Below are 19,922 nucleotides of genomic sequence, written 5' to 3'. Positions count from 1 at the left end.
CTGTCCTTTGTCAGTTCGGTTAACTCGGCCGTACTCAATCGGGCGGTGCCCCATCGTACGGGTGTGATCATGTCCGGACAGCCAGGTATGACCATTGGTGCACGATCCATACCGGACTGCTACAGCCCTGTCACCTCTTCCCTTCGAGGAAGGCGGTGAGGCCGTCGGCGATCCCCTGGGCAGCGTGCTGCCGCCACGCGGAGTCCGTCAACGACTTGGCGTCATGAGCGTTGCGCATGTTCCCGCACTCGATGAACACCTTCGGAACGGTGGACAGGTTGAGCCCGCCGAGGTCGTCGCGGACCGTCATCCCCGTACCGCCGCCGAGGTAGTCGGCGAAGTGCTCGCCGGTCGCCGCGGCGAAACGCGAACGCAGCGTCGTGGCCAGCAGATACGAGGGCGCCGCGATCTTACGGGTGTCCGCGATGCCCACGTGCACCGACGTGGGCGCGATCACATGGAAGCCGGACGCCGACGCGGGCGCGCCGTCCGCGTGGATCGACAGGGCCGCGTCCGCGTGCGCCGCGTTCCCGATCCGGGCCCGCTCGTCCACGCAGGGGCCGAACGCCCGGTCGCCGTCGTACGTCAGCTTCACCTGCGCGCCGCGCGCCAGCAGGATCGCCCGCACCCGGTGCGCGACGTCCAGGGTGTACGTCGCCTCCGCGTAACCGGAGTTGGTCTCCGTCCCCGTGGTGTCGCACTCCTTGCGGGCGGTGCCGATGTTCACCAGCTTGTTGATCTCCGCCGTGTGCTTGGCGTTGTTGAGATTGTGGCCGGGGTCGAGGACGACGACCTTTCCCGCCAACGGCCTCATCGCGCCTGCGGTGTTGAGCGGTCGGGGGGAGGCCGTCGCCTGCGCGGTCGGGGCCGTGCCCGCCAGGTCCGCCTGGGGCGCCGAGCCCTTCTGGCCGTCGTCGCCGGTACCCGCCGAGGTCGGTGAGGCCGACGGCGAGGACGTCGGCGCGGCCCGTACCGCGCTGTCCTGCTCCGAGCCCCCGGAATCGCCCACCGCGTGGTACACCAGACCGCCTGCCAGGCACGCCGGTACGACCACGGCGACGGCGATGATCAGAGAGCGGCGCTTGCCGCCCCCGTACGACTCGTTCCTGAACACGCCAGCGACTCTATCGGCCTCGCGGACATCGCTGAAGAGCGGTCGCGCGGCGCGGCCGGGGAGCTACGGAGGGCGAGGTGGTCGTGACGGCGACGGGTGGCGTGGGCCGCTCGGCCGTAAGCCGCGCGGGTTGTGCGGGGCGCGGCGGGCTACGGTTCGAACGGGCCCGGCAGCCTGCGCAGCACATGCAGTGACCCCGTCGCCGAGACCTCGGCGAAGGCGCCGGAGTCCAGCGCGCGCCGGTACACCCGGTACGGCGCCTGCCCGCCGTCGGCCGGGTCCGCGAACACGTCGTGGATCACCAGCAGGCCGCCCTCGGCGACCAGCGGCCCCCACCCCGCGTAGTCGCCGCCCGCGTGCTCGTCGGTGTGCCCGCCGTCGATGAACACCAGCCCGAGCGGCTGCCGCCACACCCTGGCGACCTGCGGTGACCTCCCGACCACCGCGATCACGTGCTCTTCGAGGCCCGCCTCGTACAGCGTCCTGCGGAAGGACGGGAGCGTGTCCATCAGCCCCGTCGCCTCCTCCACCACCAGCTCCGGGTCGTGGTACTCGCCGTTGCCCCAGTCCCGCTGCTGCTCCTCGCTGCCCCGGTGGTGGTCGACGGTCACCGCCACCGTGCCCGCCCCCCGGGCCGCGTCCGCCAGCAGGATCGTCGACCGCCCGCAGTACGTGCCCACCTCCAGCAGCGGCAGCCCGAGTCCGGCCGCGACCTCCTTCGCCGCCGCGTACAGGGCCAGGCCCTCGTCCCGTGGCATGAACCCCTTCGCGGCCTCGAACGCCGCCACCACATCCGTCATGGGGTTCACCTTATTTCCGCCGGGACGCGGGCCGGGACCTGGGCCGGGCCGGGGCTGGGGTGCCGGGATGGGGGCCGGGCCGGGGCCTTATGCGCCGGTGCCCGAGGCCGCGAGGCCGATGCGCAGCACGGCGGCCCTGCCCACGACGCCGAGCAGCTGGAGACTCAGCTTGTTCACCCTCCCCTTGGTGCCCGCCTCGCAGGTCAGGTCGGTGGAGCCGGAGTCCTCGTCCGACGGGCCGGTGACGCTCATCTGGCAGCCGCCGTCGGAGTCGAACTGCGACTGGATCAGCGGCGCGGTCAGCATGACCGTGTGACCCCCGACCGAGGTCACCGTGAGCCGTCCGACACCGGACCGCGCGGGCACCGGAATCGTGTCGCCCTCGGTCACCCGGACCTCGCAGCGCCCGTCCCGGCACAGCTCCGTGTCCGTGCCGTCCGACGGCACGGGCAGCGTCAGGGCGGGCGACGGGCTGGGGGTCGTGGGACTCGGGGATGTCGTGGCGGTCGTCGGTGTGCGGGACGCCGGTACGGCCCGGCCCGCGCCGTCGGAGCGGCCGGAGCCGCCCGCGCCGCCGTCGCCGCACGATACGAGGACGGCGGCCACGGCCGCGAACAGCACGGCACGGACGAGCGGACGGGAACGGGCCGGGCCCGCGGAAGGCTGATGGTTCATGCGTACAGCCAAACCCACCTGTCCCGGGACCGGTCCCGAAGCACGTGCCCCCCGGAAGATGTCCTAGGTCCCGGCGGGGTGGACGTAGGCCAAAATCCCGATGCTTTCGTGACAGGCGGGACGGCAGCATGGTCCCCATGAGCGATCTCCTCGGACAGCGCGAACGAACCCCCCGCCGTACCGGGCGCCCGGCGCCGCCCGCATGGGCGGTGCTGGTCGCGGTGTGCGCGGGCCAGTTCCTCGTGGTGCTCGACGTGTCCGTCGTGAACGTGGCGCTGCCGTCGATGCGTACGGACCTGGCGCTGAGCCAGGCCGGTCAGCAGTGGGTGGTGAACGCGTACGCGATCACGTTCGCCGGCCTGCTGATGCTCGGCGGCCGGGCCGCCGACCTCTTCGGCCGCAAGCGCGTCTTCCTCGTCGGCCTCGGCCTGTTCACGGCCGCGAGCCTCGCGGGCGGCCTCGCGCAGTCCTCGGGGCTGCTGATCGCCGCCCGCACCCTCCAGGGCATCGGCGCCGCCGTACTGGCGCCCACCACGCTCGCCATCCTCACCACGTCCTTCCCCGAGGGCCCCGAGCGGACGAGGGCGATCGGCACCTGGACGGCGGTCGGCGCGGGCGGCGGCGCGGCGGGCGGCCTGGTCGGCGGCCTGCTGACCGACTACCTGTCGTGGCGCTGGGTGCTGCTGGTCAACGTGCCGATCGGCGCGCTGGTGATCGTCGGCGCGGCGCTGTGGCTCACCGAGAGCCGCGGCGGTACGAGCCGCCGTCTCGACGTACCCGGCGCCGTCCTGGTCACCGGCGGTGTCGCCGCCCTCGCGTACGGCATCGCCGAGAGCGAGTCGCACGGCTGGACGTCCGCCACCGCGCTGCTGCCGATCGTCGGGGGCGCCGTCCTGCTCGGCGGCTTCGTCGCCGTCGAGGCCAGGACCGCCCAGCCGCTGATGCCGCTGCGCCTGTTCCGTATCCGTTCGGTGTCCGCGGCCAACACCGTCCTGCTCGCGGCCGGGGCCGCGACCTTCGCCACCTGGTACTTCCTGTCGCTGTACATGCAGAATGTGCTGCACTACAGCCCGGTGCGGGCGGGTCTGTCCTTCCTGCCGCACACCGTCAGCATCATCGTCGGCTCCAAGCTGGCGCCCCGGCTGATGAGTTACGTGGACAGCCGGATCGTCGGCGCGGCGGGCGGGCTCATCTCGGCGGCGGGCCTGGCCTGGCAGAGCCGGCTCACCGTGGACGGGGCCTTCCTCACCTCGATCCTCGGGCCCGGCGTCCTCACCATGTTCGGCGCGGGCCTGATGATGACCCCCATCGCGGCGGCGGCCACCTCCGGTGTCGGCATGAGCGAACAGGGGCTCGTCTCCGGCCTCCTCAACACCTCCCGCCAGCTCGGCGGGGCACTCGGGCTCACGATCCTCGCGACCGCCGCCGCCAGCCGTATCTCCTCCCGCGGGCACGCGGGAGCGTCGGCGGCCCGCGCGCTGACCTCGGGTTACTCCCTGGCCTTCCTGATCAGCGCGGCCTTCCTGGTCGTGGGCACCGCGCTCACGGCGCTGTTGCCGAAGCCGACTCCGAAGATCGTTCCGGTGTCGTAGCAGGTGTCGTAGCCGTAGCCGTAGCCGTAGCCGTAGCCGTAGCCGTAGCCGTAGCCGGGCCTGTGGCCGTAGCCGGGCCTGTGGTCGGGGCCGCCGTCGCGTCGTCGCGGAGCAGCGTGAGCTTCTCCGCGGCGTCGGTGCCCTCGACCGGGAACGACGCCAGCATCCGTACGTCGTCCTCCGGTGTGAGCAGCACCTCGCAGCGCAGCCGGACCAGCCCGACCCGCGGGTGCAGCACGTTCTTGCGGTCCGCGCGGCGCACCGCGACCTCGTGCCGCTCCCACAGCGCGCGGAATTCGGCGCTGCTGTCGAGCAGATCCCGCACCAGGTCGGCGAGGCCCCGGTGCCCGGCGCGGCGGGAGTACGTCGAGCGGAGGTCGCCGACGTGCGCCGCCGACATCCGCGGCCAGTCCTCCTCCGGCACCCGCGCGCGCCAGGCCGGATCGGTGAACCACTGCCAGAAGATGTTGTTCTCGCGGCCGGGGCCCGTGATGTCGCGGCCGGTGAGCGCGTCCTGGAGCGCGTTCGTCCACACCACCTCGCCGAGGTCGGTGTAGATGCACACCGGCACGTCCACCAGACGGCTCGCGAGGCTGATCAGCCCCGGGCGGATCCGGTTCCCGGCCAGGCGCGGCGGCGCCGACAGCCCGACGAGGTGGAACAGGTGGTCCCGCTCGTCCGGGTCGCAGCGCAGCGCACGCGCGAGCGCCGCCACGACGGACTCGGACGGCGCCGAGCCGCGCGCCTGCTCCAGCCGCGTGTAGTGATCCGTCGACACCCCCGCCAGCTGCGCCACCTCCTCGCGCCGCAGCCCCGGCGTCCGCCGCCGTACCCCCTCGGCCAGGCCGACGTCCGCGGGCCGCAGCGCCTCCCGCCTCCGGCGGAGGAAGTCGGCCAGCCCTGTCCTGTCGATCACCCTCCCATCCTCCGAGCCCGCCGCCCTTTTAGCCAGGGAGAACCTGTCCCTGGCTACCGCTCGCGGGCGGACGTCGTGTGCGGGAGGCCGCGTATGTAGGGGGCGAAGAGCAGGGACCAGTTGCCCACGGCGTGGTGGGCGCGCAGTGTCTGTTCGGCCTCTTCCGCGTCGGCGGGGAGGTCGGCGGGGACATCGGCCGGGAGGCCGGCTGCTGGGAGGTCCGCGGGGGCGTGGCCGTCCCATTCGGTGGCCGCGTCGAGCAGGTACAGCAGGTGTCCGGCCGCCGGGCCCGCGTCCCCGGCCTCCAACGCGCTCGTGGTGAAGGCGCGCTGTTCGTCGCGCCACACCAGGTCCGAGCTGTCGACGGCGGACGCGACCAGCTCCGCCCAGTACGCCTCGTCGTGGGCGCCGGTGCGCTGCCGCATGTGCCGCGCGGCGAACCGCGCCATGGCTCCCGCGTCGTCGATCAGCGGGGAGAGCACCTGGTCGGAGGTGAAGTCGAAGCCGAACCAGAGGCGGCGGCCGTCGAGGACCAGCGATTCGATCCCGCCGACCACCTCGGTACGCCCGGCCAGCCCGGCCTCCGTATCCGCCGCCGCGCCCTCGACCGCCATGGTGGCCCCCTCATCGCTCGTTCCCGCTACCGCCGGAGTCTGTGAGGAGTTGTCTATCGCACGGCACTGACACTCGCGGGGGCGCCTTACGGCCGTCCGGCCGCTTCGAGCAGGCTCTTGAGCCGGGCCAGGTCGGCGGTGACGGACGCGGCGTCGCGCCGGAATTCGTCGTCGCTCGTCTCCGGCTGTCGCCGAAGCGTGAAGACGACCTCGCTGGCCGGGCCGTCCGCGATCACCCGGACCGGGTTGGAGACGGTCTGCCCGGAGGGCAACGTGACGTCGTGGTCGAGCACGCCCCACTCGTTGGCGGGCGAGAAGGCGACGGTCACCCGCCCCAAGGGGGCGGATCGCGCGACCCATTGACCGTCGATCTCCTCGATCGAGCCGCCCAGCCCGTGCGCCCACTCCGGCAGATTCGCCGGGTCCGAGGCGTAGTCGTAGACGTCCTTGACGGGACGGTCGATACGGATGCCGAGGTGCCGGGATTCCCTGCCTGCGCCCTTCCTGCTTGAGCCGTCCCTGCCTGCGCCGTCCCTGCCTGTGCTGTCCATGCCGTTGCTGTTGTCCATGACCGCGACGCTACGGCCGACCGGCGCCGTTTTCTTGAACGAATCGGACATCGCGGGAATCCCGCGGCGCTCAGCCGAAGTAGTGGCCGTCCTTCAGGTCCGCGAGCAGGCCGGGGTTGGTCGGCCGCCAGTCGAGCAGATCGCGCGTGATCCGCGCGGAGGCGGGGCCGTCGACGGCCCAGAAGCGGCCGAGCCAGCCGACGTACTCCCCGGCCTGCTCGGCCGTGACGGAGACGGCGGGGACGCCGAGATGCGCGGCGAAGATCTCGGCGACCTCGCGGATCGGTACGCCCTCGTCGGCGACCGCGTGCAGCACGGAACCGGCGGGCGCGGATTCGAGCGCGAGGCGGAACAGCCGGGCGGCGTCGTCGCGGTGGACGGACGGCCAGCGGTTGGCGCCGTCGCCGACGTAGGCCGCGGCGCCCTTCTCGCGCGCGAAGCCGATCGCGACCGGCATGAACCCGTTGTCGCCGGTGCCGTGCGTGGCGGGCGGGAGGCGTACGACGCTGGAACGGACGCCGTGGCCGGCGAGGGCCTGCACGTAGTGGGCGTTGCCGATCCGGCCGCCGGAGCCGCTGATCGGGGCGTCGGTGCTGTCAGTGGCGGTGGTGCCGTCAGTGCCGTCACCGCCGTCGGTGCTATCGGTGTCGCTCTCCGTGCTCGCGGCCCGCGCGAGACCGTCGCGTTCGGTGGCGACGACACCGGGCGCCAGCCCGAGCACGCCGAGGATGCCGGAGGCGATGACGAAGGGCTTGTCCGTACCGGTCAGGGCCTCGCCGAAGGTCTCGATCGCCGCGCGGTCGGCGTCGGTGGCACCGGCGAAGTCGCCCGCGAAGGCGATGTCGTGCTTGAACGCCAGGTGGACGACCCCGTCGGACGACGCGGCGGCCTCCCGCAGCGTGCCGAGGTCGTCGAGCGACCCCGGCAGGACCTCGGCGCCCGCGGCCCGCAGGGTCCGGGCGGCGGCATCGGAGCGGGCGAGCCCGACGACCGAGTGACCCGCGGTGATCAGCTCGGGTACGAGCCCGCGGCCGACCCAGCCCGACGCTCCTGTGACGAAAACGCGCATGGGGAACCTCCAGAAAGGGGGCGCGCCCGTCCGGCGGATCCGTAGCGGGCGGCCTTGCGGTCACCCTCTATTCTTTGTACGGTCGTGCAAGAAAAGTCAAGCGGTGACGGCGGCCGGTGCGCGAGGGAGGATGGCCGACGGCGGACCGCGACGAACAGGACGGACCGCGATGAACAGCACGGACCGTGACGGTCGCGACGGACCGCGACGATCACGACGGACCGTGATGATCACGAACGACCGCGACGATCAACCGGAGGCAGCGATGGCGGGGCGCCCCGTCGACCACCAGCGGCGCGCGGAACTGCTCGACGCGGTGGTCGACTACACGGTCGAGCACGGCTTCTCCGAGGTGTCGTGGCGGCCGGTCGCCGCCGCCCTCGGGGTGTCGCCCACGACCCTCGTCCACCGCTTCGGCACCAAGGAGCAGATGCTCCAGGCCGTCCTCGGGCGCCTGCGTGAGCGCATCTTCCAGGCCACCAACGAGACGGCCGGACACCAGCCCGATCTGGCGACGTCCGTACGCGCCGTCTGGCGACGCGCCTCGGACCCGCGCCAAGGCGCCGAGTTCCGGCTCTTCTTCGCCGTCTACGGGCGGGCGCTCCAGGCGCCCGAGCAGTTCTCCGACTTCCTCGACCACGTCGTCACCGACTGGATGAACGCCCTGTGCGCCGCCCAAGGGCCCGACGTATCACCCGAGTCGGCAGTGCGTACGGCCACCCTCGTCATCGCCACCGTTCGCGGCCTGCTCCTCGACCTCCTCGCCACCGGCGACCGCGCCCGCGTCGACGACGCGGCCGAAGCGTTCCTCGCCTCGCTGGCGTGAGGGGTCAGAGCCAGCCGTTCTGGCGCGCGTGGCGTACGGCTTCGATGCGGTTACGGGTGCCGGTCTTGCCGATGGCCGCGGAGAGGTAATTGCGCACGGTGGACTCGGAGAGGAAGACGCGGGCCGCGATGTCGGCGACGGTGGAGCCGTCCGCGGCGGCGTTGAGCACGTCGCGCTCACGCGGGGTGAGCGGGCTGGGCCCCGCGCTGAGCGCTGCCGCGGCCAGCGCCGGGTCGATGACGCGCTCGCCGCGCAGGACACGGCGGATGGCGTGGGCCAGTTCCTCGACGGGCCCGTCCTTGACCAGGAATCCGGCCGCGCCCGCTTCCATGGCGCGCCGCAGATACCCCGGCCGTCCGAACGTGGTGAGGATGAGCACCTGGCACGACGGCAGCCGCTCGCGCAGTTCCGCCGCCGCGTCGAGCCCGCTGCGCCCCGGCAGTTCGATGTCCAGCAGCGCGATGTCCGGCCGCGCCTCCAGCGCCTCCGCCACGATCCGGTCCCCGGCCGCCACCTGCGCGACGACCTCCAGGTCGTCCTCCAGATTCAGCAACAACGCGAGCGCGCCCCGCATCATCCCCTGGTCCTCCGCGAGCAGCACCCGCGTCAGCGCCCCGTCCCGCCGGTCGCCGTGCTCGCCGCCCCGCTCCCCGCCCTGCCCTGTCTCCCCGTCGGTCATCCCCCCACCCTAGACAGCCCTCGCCCTAGGCAGCCGCCACCCTAGACAGCCCCCGCCCGCGCGGTCCGCCCGCCGTGTCCGGGACATGGCTCGCACGGCGACTATTGCCGCGAGTGGGCTGGTACTACTGGTACATGCATGAAGAGACCGCGCAGTCCGCGATCGACACGTTCATCTCCGCGTTCAACGCGTCGGACGACACCTATGTGACCGGGCTGCTCTCCCAGGCCCTGACCTCGGATGTCCTCTTCTGGGGGCCGTTGGGACGCAGCGAGGGGATCGAGGCGGTCGAGCGCTTCGTGCTGGACATCCGGCGCCATCCGGCGGGGGCCGGCACGATGGAGCGCTGCTCGGCGGTGGACATGCCCGACGAGTGGGCCCGGTACGAGTGGGTCTTCACCACTCCCGACGGAGGCCCCCGCCTGACGGGAACCGACGTCGTCCATCTGCGGCGGAGCCTCATCGACCAGGTCATCGTCTTCGCCGGAGAGATCAAGTAGGCCGATTCCCCCGCCGCCCCCGAGTTCCCCACGACGTGACCTCGGCGAGGACGTCGTGCCAGGGGAGGGCACCGGGATCGGCCGTCTCGCCGGAAGAAGCCGCCTCGCCGGAAGCCGCCTTGGCGGGACGACCTCGCGCGCAGATCCGATGATCTGAAAGAAAAGCCCTAGGTGTCCCGCCACGGGGTAGCGGTCGGGATGGGAGAAGGTGGCCTCGTCGGGCACGCGGTTCGCGGGAGGACGGTGCCGCACCTTTTCCGGTTGGGCCGCAGGCACGTCGTAGAGGAGTGAATTCGTATGACGGATGACGTCTTCGGGAGTTCCGAGGCATTGAGGGAACTGACGATCCACGACCGGCACGGGCAATTCATCGGCCGGGTCAGCCATGTGTACGTGGACGACTGGGACCGTCGGCCGCAGTGGGTGACGGTGAGGACCGGGATGCACGGCTTCGAGGAGACGTTCGTCCCCTTGGCAGGCGCCGAGCACGAGATCGGGCGCGACACGGGCGGCGGCGTGCTGCGGGTGGCGTACGACCTCGACACGATCAAGGCCGCGCCGCGCGAGGACGCCGAGCAGCACCTCGGACTCGACCAGGAGCAGGAGTTGTACGCCCACTACGGGCTCCTCCCGCCGGAGGGCCAGGCGTCCGGCGCCCCGGGCGTGGGCGCCGACCGCCCCACCGCCCCCCTCACCGGCCACGACGAGGGCATGGACGACATCCAGGAACTCTCCGACGACCCGGCCCCCGCCCCCACCCGCTCCCGTCTCCGCAAGGCCACCCCCGCCGAAACCACCCCACCCGCATCCACCCCCTCCGAGCCCCCCACCCCTGCGGAGCCCCCCGCCCCCTCCGAGCCCCCCACCCCCTCGGAGCCCGCCGCCTCCTCCGAGACCCCCACCCCGACACCCGAGGCGACCTCCTCCACCCCTCCGCCCCCTCCCGCCCCCGACGACAGGTCCTAGAGATCGACCCCGTTCTTCACCGGCGGCGGCTACGCGTCCGGGGTCGGGGCGCGGGGTGGGCTGGACTGGGCGAGGGTTGTGGCGGCGGACTGACCGGAGGAAAAGCGGATAAAGGGGCTGCGGGGGGAATTCGTCCCGGAATCCGGCCGACGCAAAGGGTGGCGGGAAAAGGCTGTACGTACCTCGGGGTTCGTGAACCCCGAGGTGCGTATCGGAGCAGGTGGCGGCAGGTGCAGAAGGCGGGATTCCACTTAATTTTTTCCTGAAAGGATTGACGCGCTTCGTTAGATGGACACAGAATCCACTTCGCTCATAGGGGAGTTCGGGTGGAACGGGGTGGGGGCGGACTGTGAATATTCGTATGCGGCGCAGAGCGCGGAAGCTGGCGTGGCGGGGGGTCGCGGTGGGGGCGGCGGCCACGGTGGCGTGGGCGGGGCTGACGCCCCTGGACGCGACGGCGGACCCCGCGCCCGTGCCGCAGACCGAGGCGCAGCGGGATCTGGACCAGGCGCAGGCGTCCGGGCAGCCGGTGGAGGTGGTGGGGGCGCGTACGGAGAACACGACGACGTACGCGAATCCCGACGGAATCACCATGCGACTCGACCAGTTCACGGCCCCGGTACGGGTCGCGCGGGCGGACGGCTCCTGGGCCGAGCCGGACGCGACCCTGGCCAGGAAGGCCGACGGGAGCCTGGCCCCGAAGGCGGCCGTGGTCGACCTGGCGTTCTCCGGCGGCGGCACCGCCCCGTTGGTGACGATCGGGCGCAACGGCCGCACGCTGGCCTTCAGTTGGCCCGGCACGCTGCCCGCCCCGACGCTGGACGGCGAGAGCGCCGTGTACGCCGACGTGCTGCCGGGCGTGGACCTGCGCATGACGGCGACCACGCAGGGCTACCGCGAGGTGCTGGTGGTCAAGACGCCGACCGCGGCGGCCAATCCGGCGCTGAAGCGGATCGAGTTCGGGATGCGCGCCTCCGGCCTGGACGTCAGCGACACCGCGAGCGGCGGCCTGAGCGCGGTCGGCCCCGACGGGCAGGAGCTGTTCACGTCCTCGGCCGCCCAGATGTGGGACTCGCTCGGTACGGCGTCCGCCCCGGTCGACAACCCGGCCGCGCCCACGGCGAAGACGGCGCCCACCACAAAGGCCGCGCCCTCCGCCAAGACCGCGCCCACCACAAAGGCCGCGCCCAGCGCCGAGGCCGCCGAGGCCCTCGCCCCCGAAGACGGCCCGGCCCCCGGCGCCACCACCGCCACCACCCCGCTGGACGTCACCGGCACCTCCGTCGCCGTCGTCCCCGACCCCCACCTCCTCGCGGCCAAGGACACCGCCGCGTACCCGCTGTACATCGACCCCGACGTGTCGCTCGCCTCGGGCGCCCCGCAGCGCACCCTCCTGCGCAGCGACGGCTACAGCAGCTACGGCTGGGGCAACGGCACCAACGGCGAGGGCGACGGCCACTGCGGCTCCTGGAACGGCTACTACTGCGGTCCCGGCTACACGCAGCGGCTCTACTTCCAGTTCACCCCCGGCGCCCTCAAGGGCAAGAAGGTCCTGAAGGCGACCTTCCGCGTCACCTCGCCCTGGGCGTTCCAGTGCGACGCGCGCTGGACGGACCTGGAGCGCACGAACAACTTCTCGTCGTCCACGACCTGGTCGTCACGCCCCAAGGAACTCGACCTGATGGTCGACCGCTCCTTCTCGGCCGGCCGCGGCTCGACCTGCGACCCCAACTCCCCTGACGCGCCGATCGAATTCGCCGACAACCCGGACGAGACGAATGAGAATCTGACGCCCACGGTCGCGGACTTCGCCGCGGGCAAATTCGCCAAGCTCACCCTCGAACTGCGCGCGCACGACGAGTCCGACACCTCCGCGTGGAAGCGGTTCAAGAACAACGCGGCGCTGTCCGTCAACTACGTGGCCAACCCCGCGCTCCCGACGAAGATCGGTCTGGTCACGGGCAGCGGCGTGGTGTGCTCGACCAAGAGCGCCGACCCGTCGGTGATCTCCGACCCGACGCCCGCGCTGTCGTCGGTGCCGCAGACGGCGGCGGGCGGCGAGTCGGGCGCGCGGCTGCGTTCGGTCTTCAGCATGGACAAGTACACGGCGTCCAGCGCCACATGGTCGAGCGCGTTCAGCGACATCGTGCGGCCCGCGACCGGATTCGTCGGCGACAACGTCTCACCCGGCGTCGCCACCGCACCGACCCTGACCGACGGCACGCTGTACCGCTACCGCACATGGACCCGTTCGTACTACGACAACCAGAGCAGCTATCTGGCGGGACCGTCCAACGGCTCGACCACCGGCTGGTGTTACTTCAAGGTCGACTCCACCGCCCCCAAGGCGCCGACGGTCACCTTCGCGCGAACCTACAGCGAGTGCCTGCCCAACACCTGTGTTCCGGCGGGCGGTCCCGGCGTGGAGGGCAAGGTCGTCTTCGGGCCCGCGTCCGGTGACACCAACACCGCCTACGAGTACAAGCTGTCCTCGTCCGACGCGTGGATCGCGCTCGCGGCCGGGGTCACCAGCGCGACGATCACCCCGCCCGCCTCCGGCACGTACCACCTGGACGTCCGCGCCAAGGACGTCGTCGGGCGGTGGGGCGCGGAGACGGTGAAGGACTTCCTGGTCGCGGCCGGTGCGGGCCCGGTCGGGCAGTGGAGCTTCGACGAGAGCGGCGGCCAGGCCGTCGACACCTCGACCACCGTGGCGGCGCAGCAGCACAACGCGACGCTGTCCGGCACCGGCGCGGTCCGCGACGCCAACGGCCGCCGCGGCGACCTGCCGGACGGCAACGGCGGCAGCACCCCGGACAAGGGCCTGCACCTGGACGGGACGTCGGGGTACGCCTCGACGGCGGGGCCCGTACTGGAGACCCGCTCGGCGTACACCGTCTCGGCGTGGGTGAAGCTGGACACCACCACGCCCAACGGCATCGTGCTCTCCCAGGACGGGGTGACGTACAGCCCGTTCATCCTCGCCTACGACCACGGCCTGGGCACCTGGTTCTTCGGGGTCAAGCAGCAGGACGCCAACACCGGCACCGCGTACTACGGAGTGGCGGCCAAGTCCCCGCCCAGGACCGGGGTGTGGACCCACCTGCTGGGCAGCTACGACCCGGCCACCTCGCAGAGCGCGCTGTACGTGAACGGCGTGCTCCAGGGCACCGCGACCACCACCGGCTCGTGGTCGGCGACCGGCGCCTTCCAGATCGGGCGGTACAAGTGGGGGACGTACCAGTACAACTTCCCCGGCAGCATCGATGAGGTGAAGGTCTGGCAGCGGACGCTGACCTCGCAGGAAGCCTCCGACGAGGCGCGGCTGCTCGGCACCGACGGCAAGGCCCAGGTCGAACTGACCGCGGCCTGGGACCCGTCGGGCGCCTCCGGCACCACCCTCGCCGACACCGCCTCCGGTTACGGCCGCACCCTGACCACCTCGGGCGGCGCCACCCTCGACGGCGACACCATCGCCCTCGACGGCGCCACCGGTTCGGTCTCCACGCCCGGCTCCGTCGTGGACGACACCGGCTCCTTCACGGTCACCACCCGCACCCAGCTCGACGCGGCGGCCCTGGTCACCCACCCCGTCGGCTACACCGAACAGATCGCGGGGCAGCGCTCGGCCGACGGCTCCTCGTGGGGCGTGTGGTTCAAGTACACCGGCACCACCACCACACTGGACGACGACGGCAACGTCATCACCGTCCCCCAGGGCCAGTGGCTCTTCGGCCGCGTCGCCACCGACGGCACCTTCACCGGCGCCGTCTCGCCCAACGACGACCCCAGCGGCGGCAGCGCCGACGGCACCGTCCAGGTCACCGGCGTCCTCGACGCCCAGTCCGGCACGGTCAGCCTCTACCTCGGCGACAACCTCCAGGACACCCAGCCCTTCACCGCCGTCCAGGGAGCGGGCGACTTCACCGGCGGCCGCGCCTACGTCGGTGCGACCTGGGGGCACTACCTGGCGGGCCAGATCGAGGACATCCGCGTCTGGTCGGGCGCGATGACCGACTCCGACCAGATCACGTCGGTCATCGACGGCTGACCCCGGTCGGACGGCGGCCCCGGCCGGTCAGCGCGCCGACACGGCGTGACCGGCCGGGGTCGCGTCCTCCTCCACCGGGAGGGCGGCCGTCAGGCGGAAGCCGCCGTCGGCGGCCGGGCCCGAGGTGAGGGAGCCGCCAGCGGCGGCGAGGCGTTCGGTCAGGCCGCGCAGGCCGGTACCGGTGCGGGTCCTGATGTCGCCGTCCTGACCGGACGGCGGCGGACAGGACCCGCGGCCGTTGTCGCTGATGGTCAGATGGGCCCGGCCGCGCCCGGTGGCGAGTTCGATACGGGTCAGCGTCGCGCCGCTGTGCCGGACGACGTTGGTGACGCCCTCGCGGACGACCCAGCCGAGCAGCGCCTCGGTCTGCGGGGGCAGAGGCGGGCCCGACTCCTGGACGACGACCTCGATGTCGGAGGCGGTCAGGACGGACCGGGCCCGGTCGAGTTCGGTGGACAGGCTGCCCTCGCGGTAGCCGGTGACGGCCTCGCGGATCTCGGTGAGCGCCTGGCGGCCGACCGCCTCGATGTCGGCGACCTGGGCGAGCGCCGCGTCGATGTCGCGCGGCGCGATCCGGCGCGCGGCCTCGGACTTCACCACGACCACCGACAGGGTGTGCCCGAGCAGGTCGTGCAGGTCGCGCGAGAACCGCATCCGCTCCTGGGCGACCGCGCTGCGCGCCAGCTCCTGCCGGGTCTCCCTGAGCTGGGCGACGGCGTAGGAGAGCGTGATGATCACCGAGACGACCAGGCCGGACAGGAAGGTGCCGTACGCCAGGCCCGCCGTGCCCCAGAAGCCCTGGCCGTGCGTGCTCGCGGTGACTCCGGCGGTCGCGCTCAGCGGCGTCAGCATCAGGCCGAGGCCGCGGCGGGTGGAGGCCACGGCCCCGACGCTCAGCGAGACCAGCGTGTACAGCAGCAGGAAATTCCCGCCGTAGGCGATGGCCAGCGTGGCCGTACAGACGGCCAGCGCACCCAGCAGACGGTACGGGACCGGCCCCCCGCGCCACCGCTCGTGGAAAGCCGAACGGACCGTGAACACGTACAGGAGGCAGAACAGCGCGAGGCCGCAGCCCGCGAGCCAGGGGGCGGGGACCTGGCCCTGGGCGATGTCGGTGCCGGGGCCGATGACCATCAGCAGCCAGGGGTAGAGCGCGTTGCCGTCGGGAGACTTGATGTGCTCGATCTCGCGGGCGAAGTCGTGCGGTGTGCCGCGCCGCCACCAGGCCCTGCCGCACGGCTTGTCCGTGCTCTCGACCGGGTGGTCCGCCCCGCCTGCCGGGCGGTCGGTCACGCCGTCGGCCATGCCGCTGTTCGCCGTCATGGCGGTCACCGTCCCCGTTCGGTACGCGCTGTACGTGTCCCGGCGGGAGGTCGCCTGCCGCGTCGTCGTCATGCGGTCCGCGCACCCCGCCGGTAGGAGAGGACGGCGTAACCGGCGAAGACGACCAGCCATCCGCCGAGCACGGCCACCGTACCCGCGCCGGGCGCGTGCCGGTCAAGCACGCTCCAGCCGAGCTGGCCGAAGCGCTGGGCGGGCGTCCACTGGGAGATCCGGGCGAGCCAGCGCGGGAAGGCGTCGACCGGAATCCACAGGCCGCCGACGATCGACAGGCCCATCATGCAGGCCATGCTCGTGACGCCGGTGGTCTGCGCGGTCAGCCCGTAGCCGTTGCCGAGGCCGAGCAGGGTGAAGGGGATCGTGCCCACCCACAGCAGCAGGGCGGTGGCGACCCACTGCCACGCGGCCAGGTGCACGCCGTTCACCAGCGCCCCGGCCAGCAGGACGGCGCAGATCGCGGGCAGGACGGTCACCCCGGCGGTCAGCGCCCGGCCGACCACCACACGGAACGGGCTGAGCGGCGTGACGCGGAGCTGCCGCAGCCAGCCCAGACCCTTGTCCTCGGCGACGCCGGTCCCGATGCCCATCGACGCGCCGAGCGCGCCGTACGCCGCCATGCCGACCATGTAGTACCGCGCGTAGTCGATCTTGTCCTGGCCGTCGCCGCCGACCCCGAGGTTGGTGAAGAGCAGGTACATCAGCACGGGCATGGCGAAGCCCATGACGATGAAGCCGGGGTCGCGCAGGGCGCGCCGGACTTCGAGCTTCACGTACTCGGTCATCGGACGGCTTCCTTCGTGAGGGGGTGGGCGGGGGTGGAGCGCGGCGCCGGGGATTCGGCGGCCGGGGTCCCGGTCGCCGGGTGAGGTGCGGTCAGGGTCAGGAAGGCGTCCTCCAGGCTGGCCGGGACGACCTCCAGACGGCGGACGCGGTCGCTCGCCGCGAGGGCGACGACGGTGGCGTCGGAGTCGGAGGTACGCAGCAGGGCCCGGTCGCCGCGGATCTCGACGGCGGTCACACCGGGCAGCGTGCGCAGGCCCGCGGAGCCGGACCCGGCGAGGTCGAACGAGACGAGCGTGCCGCCGACGGCCTGCTTGATCTGCTCGCCGGTGCCGTCGGCGACGGTACGGCCCTGGTCGATCACCAGGATGCGGTCGGCGTGCTCGTCGGCCTCCTCCAGGTAGTGCGTGGAGAACAGCACGGTGTTGCCGCGCGCCGCGTAACCGCGCATCGACCGCCAGAACACCCGCCGCGCCTCCACGTCGAGGGCGGCCGTCGGCTCGTCCAGCACGATCAGCTCGGGGTTGCCCGCGACGGCCAGAGCGAAGCGCAGCCGTTGCGTCTGGCCGCCGGACAGCTTGTCCACGCGGCGGCCCGCCAGCTCCGTGATCCCGGCCAGCGACAGCGCCTCGGCGACGGGCATCGGCCGCGGATACGTGGCCGCCACGAACGTCACCAGCTCCTTGACGGTGGCGCGCGGGATCGGCCGCCCGTCCTGGAGCATCGCGCCGACCCGCCCGGCCCTGACCGCCTCCTGCGGCGGGCCGCCGAACAGCCGCACCTCGCCCGCGTCCGGCCGGTCCAGGCCGAGCAGCAGGCTGATGGTGGTCGACTTCCCGGCTCCGTTACGGCCGAGCAGTGCCATCGTGCCGCCGCGCGCGATCTCCAGGTCGATCCCGGCCACGGCCCTGACCGGTCCGAAGCTCTTGTGGACGGCGGTGAAGCGGACGGCGGGCGAGGTGTCGGGCCGGGCGCCGGACGAGGTGTCGGACGAGGTGTCGGGCGGGGTGCCGGGCCGGGGCGTGGACGGGGTTTTCTCCATGGCCACGACGCTACGGAGGGGGGAGGGGCGGCGGGCAGAGGGGAATGTCCGCAGGGGGGCAGGACAAATGTCACGGGTGCGGTGCCCCGGCGGGCGGGGCGGCCGGGAATCCGCCGCGTCGGCGGGCGGGAGGGCCGGGAATCCCTCCAGCTGACGATGTGTCAGCTCTTCTCACTTCCTGGGCTTTGCGTTATACAGGGGCCATCTCTAGAACATGTTCTAGCCAGCGTCCCGGAAGTACCCGTCACCGGAAGTACCCGTCACCGGAAGTAGCCGCCACCGGAAGTGCCCCGGAGGGACCATGCCCATCGACGTCGCCAAGGCCCTCGCGGCCGAGCCGCGCCGCACCGAAATCGCCTGGAACCACAAGGACGTTCTCCTCTACCACCTGGGGATCGGCGCCGGGCGCCCGGCCACCGACGCGGACGAACTGCGCTACACGCTGGAGAGCCGGCTGCACGTCCTGCCGAGTTTCGCCACCGTCGCGGGCGGCGGGCCCGGTTCGGTGGACGGCTCGATCGGCCCCGGCATCGACGTGGACCTCGCCGCCGTCCTGCACGGCGGCCAACGCCTCGTACTCCACCGGCCGTTGCCGGTGAGCGGCCGTGCCGTACGGACCGGATCGGTCGCCGCCGTTTACGACAAGGGCAAGGCCGCCGTCATCGTGCTGCGCTCCGAAGTGGCCGACGACGACGGCCCGTTGTGGTCCTCCGACAACGAGATCTTCGTCCGCGGCGAAGGCGGCTTCGGCGGCGAACGCGGTCCCTCCCGCCGCCCGGAACCGCCAACCCGCGCCCCCGACAAGGCCGTTGACGTACCCGTCCGCGAGGACCAGGCGCTGCTCTACCGGCTGTCGGGCGACTGGAACCCGCTGCACGCCGACCCCGAATTCGCCGCCACCGCCGGATTCGACCGCCCGATCCTGCACGGACTGTGCTCGTACGGCGCCACGCTCAAGGCCGTCACCGACACGCTGCTCGGCGGCGACGTCGCCCGGATCCGTTCGTACGCGACGCGCTTCGCGGGCGTCGTCTACCCCGGCGAGACGCTGCGGGTACGGATGTGGGCGGACGGGGACGGCGGCGGCGCGGGTTCCGGCCGGATCGTGGCCGCGGTGTCGGCCGTGGAGCGGGACGAGGCGCCGGTCCTGGCGGACACCGTCATCGAGCACACCTGAGCCCGTGGGGCACACCGGGCCGCGCGCCCGGCGGCTCTCGGCTCAGCAGCTTTCGGCCCGGTCGTCGGCCGGGCCTCCGTAGCGACCACCGTCTTCGCACCATCCGAGGGGAGCCGTACCGTGCGCGCAGCCATCCAGCAGGAGACCGGCCAGGACAAGCTCGAAGTCGTCGACGACATCGAGACCGCGGGCTTCGGGCCCGGCAAGGTACGTATCCGCGTCAAGGCCACCGGACTGTGCCACTCCGACCTGTCCGCGATGAGCGGCGTCCTGCCGCAGCCCGCGCCCTTCGTGCCGGGCCACGAGGGCGCGGGCGAGGTCGCCGAGGTCGGCGAGGGCGTCACGTCCGTCACGGCGGGCGACCGCGTCCTGGTCTGCTGGCTGCCCGCGTGCGGCGAGTGCGCGTCCTGCAAGCGCGGCCAGACCGAGCTGTGCATCGCCGGATTCCTCAACGCGGGCACCGCCAACTACCGCCGCCCCGGCGCCGCTTCACCCGACGTCTTCGGTTTCGCCGGGACCGGCACCTTCGCCGAGGAGGTCGTGGTCGACGCCAGATGCGCGGTGCCGATCCCCGACGATGTGCCGTACGAGATCGCCGCGCTGATCGGCTGCGGGGTCACCACCGGTATCGGCGCCGCCCTCAACACCGCCCAGGTGGAGGCGGGTTCGTCGGTCGCCGTGATCGGCTGCGGCGGCGTCGGGATCAGCGTCATCCAGGGCGCGCGGGCCTCGGGCGCCGCCGAGATCGTCGCCGTCGACCCGGTCGAGTCCCGCCGCGAGGCCGCCGTCCGCTTCGGCGCCACCGAGTCCGTCGACCCCGACGGCCTCGCCGACGCCAAGAACCGGCTCACCGCGGGCGAGGGCTTCGACTACGTCTTCGAGGTGGTCGGCAAGTCCGCGACCGCGCGCGCCGCGTACGACGCCACCCGGCGCGGCGGCACCCTGTGCATCGTCGGCGCGGGCGCCATGGACGACAACCTCCAGATCAACATGTTCGAGCTGTTCTTCGACGAGAAGCGCATCCTGCCGTCCCTCTACGGCGGCGGCGATGTCCTGCGCTCCTACGACCGCGTCATCCGGCTCTGGCGCGCCGGGCGCATCGACCTCGAAGGGCTGATCACGCACCGCGTGCGCCTGGAGGACATCAACGAGGCGATCGACCAGATGCGGACGGGCGTCGCGCTGCGTACGAGCATCACGATCTGATGGGG

At 72.5% G+C, this 19,922-nt stretch carries 18 protein-coding genes; 7 read left to right on the top strand and 11 right to left on the bottom strand.

Annotated elements, in window-relative coordinates:
- Positions 1 to 130: 130 nt before the first annotated feature.
- The 3 genes from ACIP4Z_RS01645 to ACIP4Z_RS01635 all read right to left on the bottom strand — a co-directional run bounded on the left by ACIP4Z_RS01645 (position 131) and on the right by ACIP4Z_RS01635 (position 2,589).
- Positions 131 to 1,114, bottom strand: a complete 984-nt coding sequence (locus ACIP4Z_RS01645) for an N-acetylmuramoyl-L-alanine amidase (protein ID WP_355345388.1) — start codon at positions 1,112 to 1,114, stop codon at positions 131 to 133.
- A 149-nt stretch (positions 1,115 to 1,263) separates the two neighbouring features.
- On the bottom strand, positions 1,264 to 1,914 hold the full coding sequence (locus ACIP4Z_RS01640; RefSeq protein ID WP_401304213.1) for a class I SAM-dependent methyltransferase: 651 nt from the start codon (positions 1,912 to 1,914) through the stop codon (positions 1,264 to 1,266).
- Positions 1,915 to 2,001: 87 nt separating this feature from the next.
- Entirely contained in the window at positions 2,002 to 2,589 is a 588-nt protein-coding gene (locus ACIP4Z_RS01635) for a hypothetical protein (RefSeq protein ID WP_401304210.1), read from the bottom strand.
- A 137-nt stretch (positions 2,590 to 2,726) separates the two neighbouring features.
- Here ACIP4Z_RS01635 and ACIP4Z_RS01630 point away from each other — a divergent pair, with 137 nt between their 5' ends.
- The gene (locus ACIP4Z_RS01630) at positions 2,727 to 4,181 is read left to right on the top strand and encodes an MFS transporter (RefSeq protein WP_401304208.1); all 1,455 of its coding nucleotides are present in this window, start codon (positions 2,727 to 2,729) and stop codon (positions 4,179 to 4,181) included.
- Here the strand turns inward: ACIP4Z_RS01630 and ACIP4Z_RS01625 are convergent.
- From ACIP4Z_RS01625 to ACIP4Z_RS01610, 4 genes are all read right to left on the bottom strand, one after another.
- On the bottom strand, positions 4,132 to 5,097 hold the full coding sequence (locus tag ACIP4Z_RS01625) for a helix-turn-helix transcriptional regulator (protein ID WP_401304206.1): 966 nt from the start codon (positions 5,095 to 5,097) through the stop codon (positions 4,132 to 4,134). The two genes, ACIP4Z_RS01630 and ACIP4Z_RS01625, sit on opposite strands and share 50 nt — an antisense overlap.
- 53 nt (positions 5,098 to 5,150) lie before the next feature.
- On the bottom strand, positions 5,151 to 5,711 hold the full coding sequence (locus ACIP4Z_RS01620; protein ID WP_401304203.1) for a hypothetical protein: 561 nt from the start codon (positions 5,709 to 5,711) through the stop codon (positions 5,151 to 5,153).
- Between the two features lie 86 nt (positions 5,712 to 5,797).
- The gene (locus ACIP4Z_RS01615; protein ID WP_401305016.1) at positions 5,798 to 6,262 is read right to left on the bottom strand and encodes an SRPBCC family protein; all 465 of its coding nucleotides are present in this window, start codon (positions 6,260 to 6,262) and stop codon (positions 5,798 to 5,800) included.
- Between the two features lie 88 nt (positions 6,263 to 6,350).
- Positions 6,351 to 7,349 carry an SDR family oxidoreductase gene (locus tag ACIP4Z_RS01610; RefSeq protein WP_401304201.1) on the bottom strand — a complete coding sequence of 333 codons (999 nt, stop codon included), beginning with the start codon at positions 7,347 to 7,349 and terminating at the stop codon, positions 6,351 to 6,353.
- Positions 7,350 to 7,575: 226 nt separating this feature from the next.
- Between ACIP4Z_RS01610 and ACIP4Z_RS01605 the strand changes: the two genes are divergently transcribed.
- On the top strand, positions 7,576 to 8,175 hold the full coding sequence (locus ACIP4Z_RS01605) for a TetR/AcrR family transcriptional regulator (protein WP_401304198.1): 600 nt from the start codon (positions 7,576 to 7,578) through the stop codon (positions 8,173 to 8,175).
- Positions 8,176 to 8,179: 4 nt separating this feature from the next.
- On the opposite strand, the gene ACIP4Z_RS01600 is transcribed toward ACIP4Z_RS01605, so the two are convergent.
- Positions 8,180 to 8,785: a response regulator gene (locus ACIP4Z_RS01600; RefSeq protein ID WP_391047638.1), complete on the bottom strand. Its 606-nt coding sequence runs from the start codon at positions 8,783 to 8,785 to the stop codon at positions 8,180 to 8,182.
- A gap of 203 nt (positions 8,786 to 8,988) precedes the next feature.
- Between ACIP4Z_RS01600 and ACIP4Z_RS01595 the strand changes: the two genes are divergently transcribed.
- From ACIP4Z_RS01595 to ACIP4Z_RS01585, 3 genes are all read left to right on the top strand, one after another.
- The gene (locus ACIP4Z_RS01595; protein WP_355345356.1) at positions 8,989 to 9,354 is read left to right on the top strand and encodes a nuclear transport factor 2 family protein; all 366 of its coding nucleotides are present in this window, start codon (positions 8,989 to 8,991) and stop codon (positions 9,352 to 9,354) included.
- A gap of 297 nt (positions 9,355 to 9,651) precedes the next feature.
- Positions 9,652 to 10,320 carry a PRC-barrel domain-containing protein gene (locus tag ACIP4Z_RS01590; RefSeq protein ID WP_401304195.1) on the top strand — a complete coding sequence of 223 codons (669 nt, stop codon included), beginning with the start codon at positions 9,652 to 9,654 and terminating at the stop codon, positions 10,318 to 10,320.
- A gap of 361 nt (positions 10,321 to 10,681) precedes the next feature.
- Positions 10,682 to 14,371 carry a LamG-like jellyroll fold domain-containing protein gene (locus ACIP4Z_RS01585; protein ID WP_355345350.1) on the top strand — a complete coding sequence of 1,230 codons (3,690 nt, stop codon included), beginning with the start codon at positions 10,682 to 10,684 and terminating at the stop codon, positions 14,369 to 14,371.
- A 27-nt stretch (positions 14,372 to 14,398) separates the two neighbouring features.
- Here the strand turns inward: ACIP4Z_RS01585 and ACIP4Z_RS01580 are convergent, their stop codons facing one another.
- Genes ACIP4Z_RS01580 through ACIP4Z_RS01570 form a run of 3 tightly spaced genes read right to left on the bottom strand, consistent with a single transcriptional unit; the run spans position 14,399 to position 17,534 of the window.
- The gene (locus tag ACIP4Z_RS01580) at positions 14,399 to 15,766 is read right to left on the bottom strand and encodes a sensor histidine kinase (RefSeq protein ID WP_401304191.1); all 1,368 of its coding nucleotides are present in this window, start codon (positions 15,764 to 15,766) and stop codon (positions 14,399 to 14,401) included.
- On the bottom strand, positions 15,763 to 16,494 hold the full coding sequence (locus tag ACIP4Z_RS01575) for an ABC transporter permease (protein WP_355345344.1): 732 nt from the start codon (positions 16,492 to 16,494) through the stop codon (positions 15,763 to 15,765). Before ACIP4Z_RS01575 ends, ACIP4Z_RS01580 begins: the two co-directional genes overlap by 4 nt.
- Positions 16,491 to 17,534, bottom strand: a complete 1,044-nt coding sequence (locus ACIP4Z_RS01570; RefSeq protein ID WP_401304186.1) for an ATP-binding cassette domain-containing protein — start codon at positions 17,532 to 17,534, stop codon at positions 16,491 to 16,493. Before ACIP4Z_RS01570 ends, ACIP4Z_RS01575 begins: the two co-directional genes overlap by 4 nt.
- A gap of 301 nt (positions 17,535 to 17,835) precedes the next feature.
- On the opposite strand from ACIP4Z_RS01570, the gene ACIP4Z_RS01565 reads away from it, so the two are divergent.
- Positions 17,836 to 18,711 carry a MaoC/PaaZ C-terminal domain-containing protein gene (locus ACIP4Z_RS01565; protein ID WP_401304183.1) on the top strand — a complete coding sequence of 292 codons (876 nt, stop codon included), beginning with the start codon at positions 17,836 to 17,838 and terminating at the stop codon, positions 18,709 to 18,711.
- 120 nt (positions 18,712 to 18,831) lie between these two features.
- The gene (locus ACIP4Z_RS01560) at positions 18,832 to 19,917 is read left to right on the top strand and encodes a Zn-dependent alcohol dehydrogenase (RefSeq protein ID WP_355345335.1); all 1,086 of its coding nucleotides are present in this window, start codon (positions 18,832 to 18,834) and stop codon (positions 19,915 to 19,917) included.
- The last annotated feature ends 5 nt before the right edge of the window (positions 19,918 to 19,922 follow it).

The sequence above is a fragment of the Streptomyces sp. NPDC088910 genome, assembly GCF_044749865.1.
GTDB lineage: Bacteria > Actinomycetota > Actinomycetes > Streptomycetales > Streptomycetaceae > Actinacidiphila.
This window is presented reverse-complemented; position numbering and strand designations above follow the sequence as displayed.

Excerpts from the sequence above, each read along its gene's own strand:
- ACIP4Z_RS01640 (WP_401304213.1), bottom strand. The coding sequence starts at position 1,914 with ATGACGGATGTGGTGGCGGCGTTCGAGGCCGCGAAGGGGTTCATGCCA.
- ACIP4Z_RS01635 (WP_401304210.1), bottom strand. The coding sequence starts at position 2,589 with ATGAACCATCAGCCTTCCGCGGGCCCGGCCCGTTCCCGTCCGCTCGTC.
- ACIP4Z_RS01630 (WP_401304208.1), top strand. The coding sequence starts at position 2,727 with ATGAGCGATCTCCTCGGACAGCGCGAACGAACCCCCCGCCGTACCGGG.
- ACIP4Z_RS01620 (WP_401304203.1), bottom strand. The coding sequence starts at position 5,711 with ATGGCGGTCGAGGGCGCGGCGGCGGATACGGAGGCCGGGCTGGCCGGG.
- ACIP4Z_RS01615 (WP_401305016.1), bottom strand. The coding sequence starts at position 6,262 with ATGGACAGCACAGGCAGGGACGGCGCAGGCAGGGACGGCTCAAGCAGG.
- ACIP4Z_RS01610 (WP_401304201.1), bottom strand. The coding sequence starts at position 7,349 with ATGCGCGTTTTCGTCACAGGAGCGTCGGGCTGGGTCGGCCGCGGGCTC.
- ACIP4Z_RS01605 (WP_401304198.1), top strand. The coding sequence starts at position 7,576 with ATGATCACGAACGACCGCGACGATCAACCGGAGGCAGCGATGGCGGGG.
- ACIP4Z_RS01595 (WP_355345356.1), top strand. The coding sequence starts at position 8,989 with ATGCATGAAGAGACCGCGCAGTCCGCGATCGACACGTTCATCTCCGCG.
- ACIP4Z_RS01590 (WP_401304195.1), top strand. The coding sequence starts at position 9,652 with ATGACGGATGACGTCTTCGGGAGTTCCGAGGCATTGAGGGAACTGACG.
- ACIP4Z_RS01585 (WP_355345350.1), top strand. The coding sequence starts at position 10,682 with ATGCGGCGCAGAGCGCGGAAGCTGGCGTGGCGGGGGGTCGCGGTGGGG.
- ACIP4Z_RS01580 (WP_401304191.1), bottom strand. The coding sequence starts at position 15,766 with ATGACGACGACGCGGCAGGCGACCTCCCGCCGGGACACGTACAGCGCG.
- ACIP4Z_RS01575 (WP_355345344.1), bottom strand. The coding sequence starts at position 16,494 with ATGACCGAGTACGTGAAGCTCGAAGTCCGGCGCGCCCTGCGCGACCCC.
- ACIP4Z_RS01570 (WP_401304186.1), bottom strand. The coding sequence starts at position 17,534 with ATGGAGAAAACCCCGTCCACGCCCCGGCCCGGCACCCCGCCCGACACC.
- ACIP4Z_RS01565 (WP_401304183.1), top strand. The coding sequence starts at position 17,836 with ATGCCCATCGACGTCGCCAAGGCCCTCGCGGCCGAGCCGCGCCGCACC.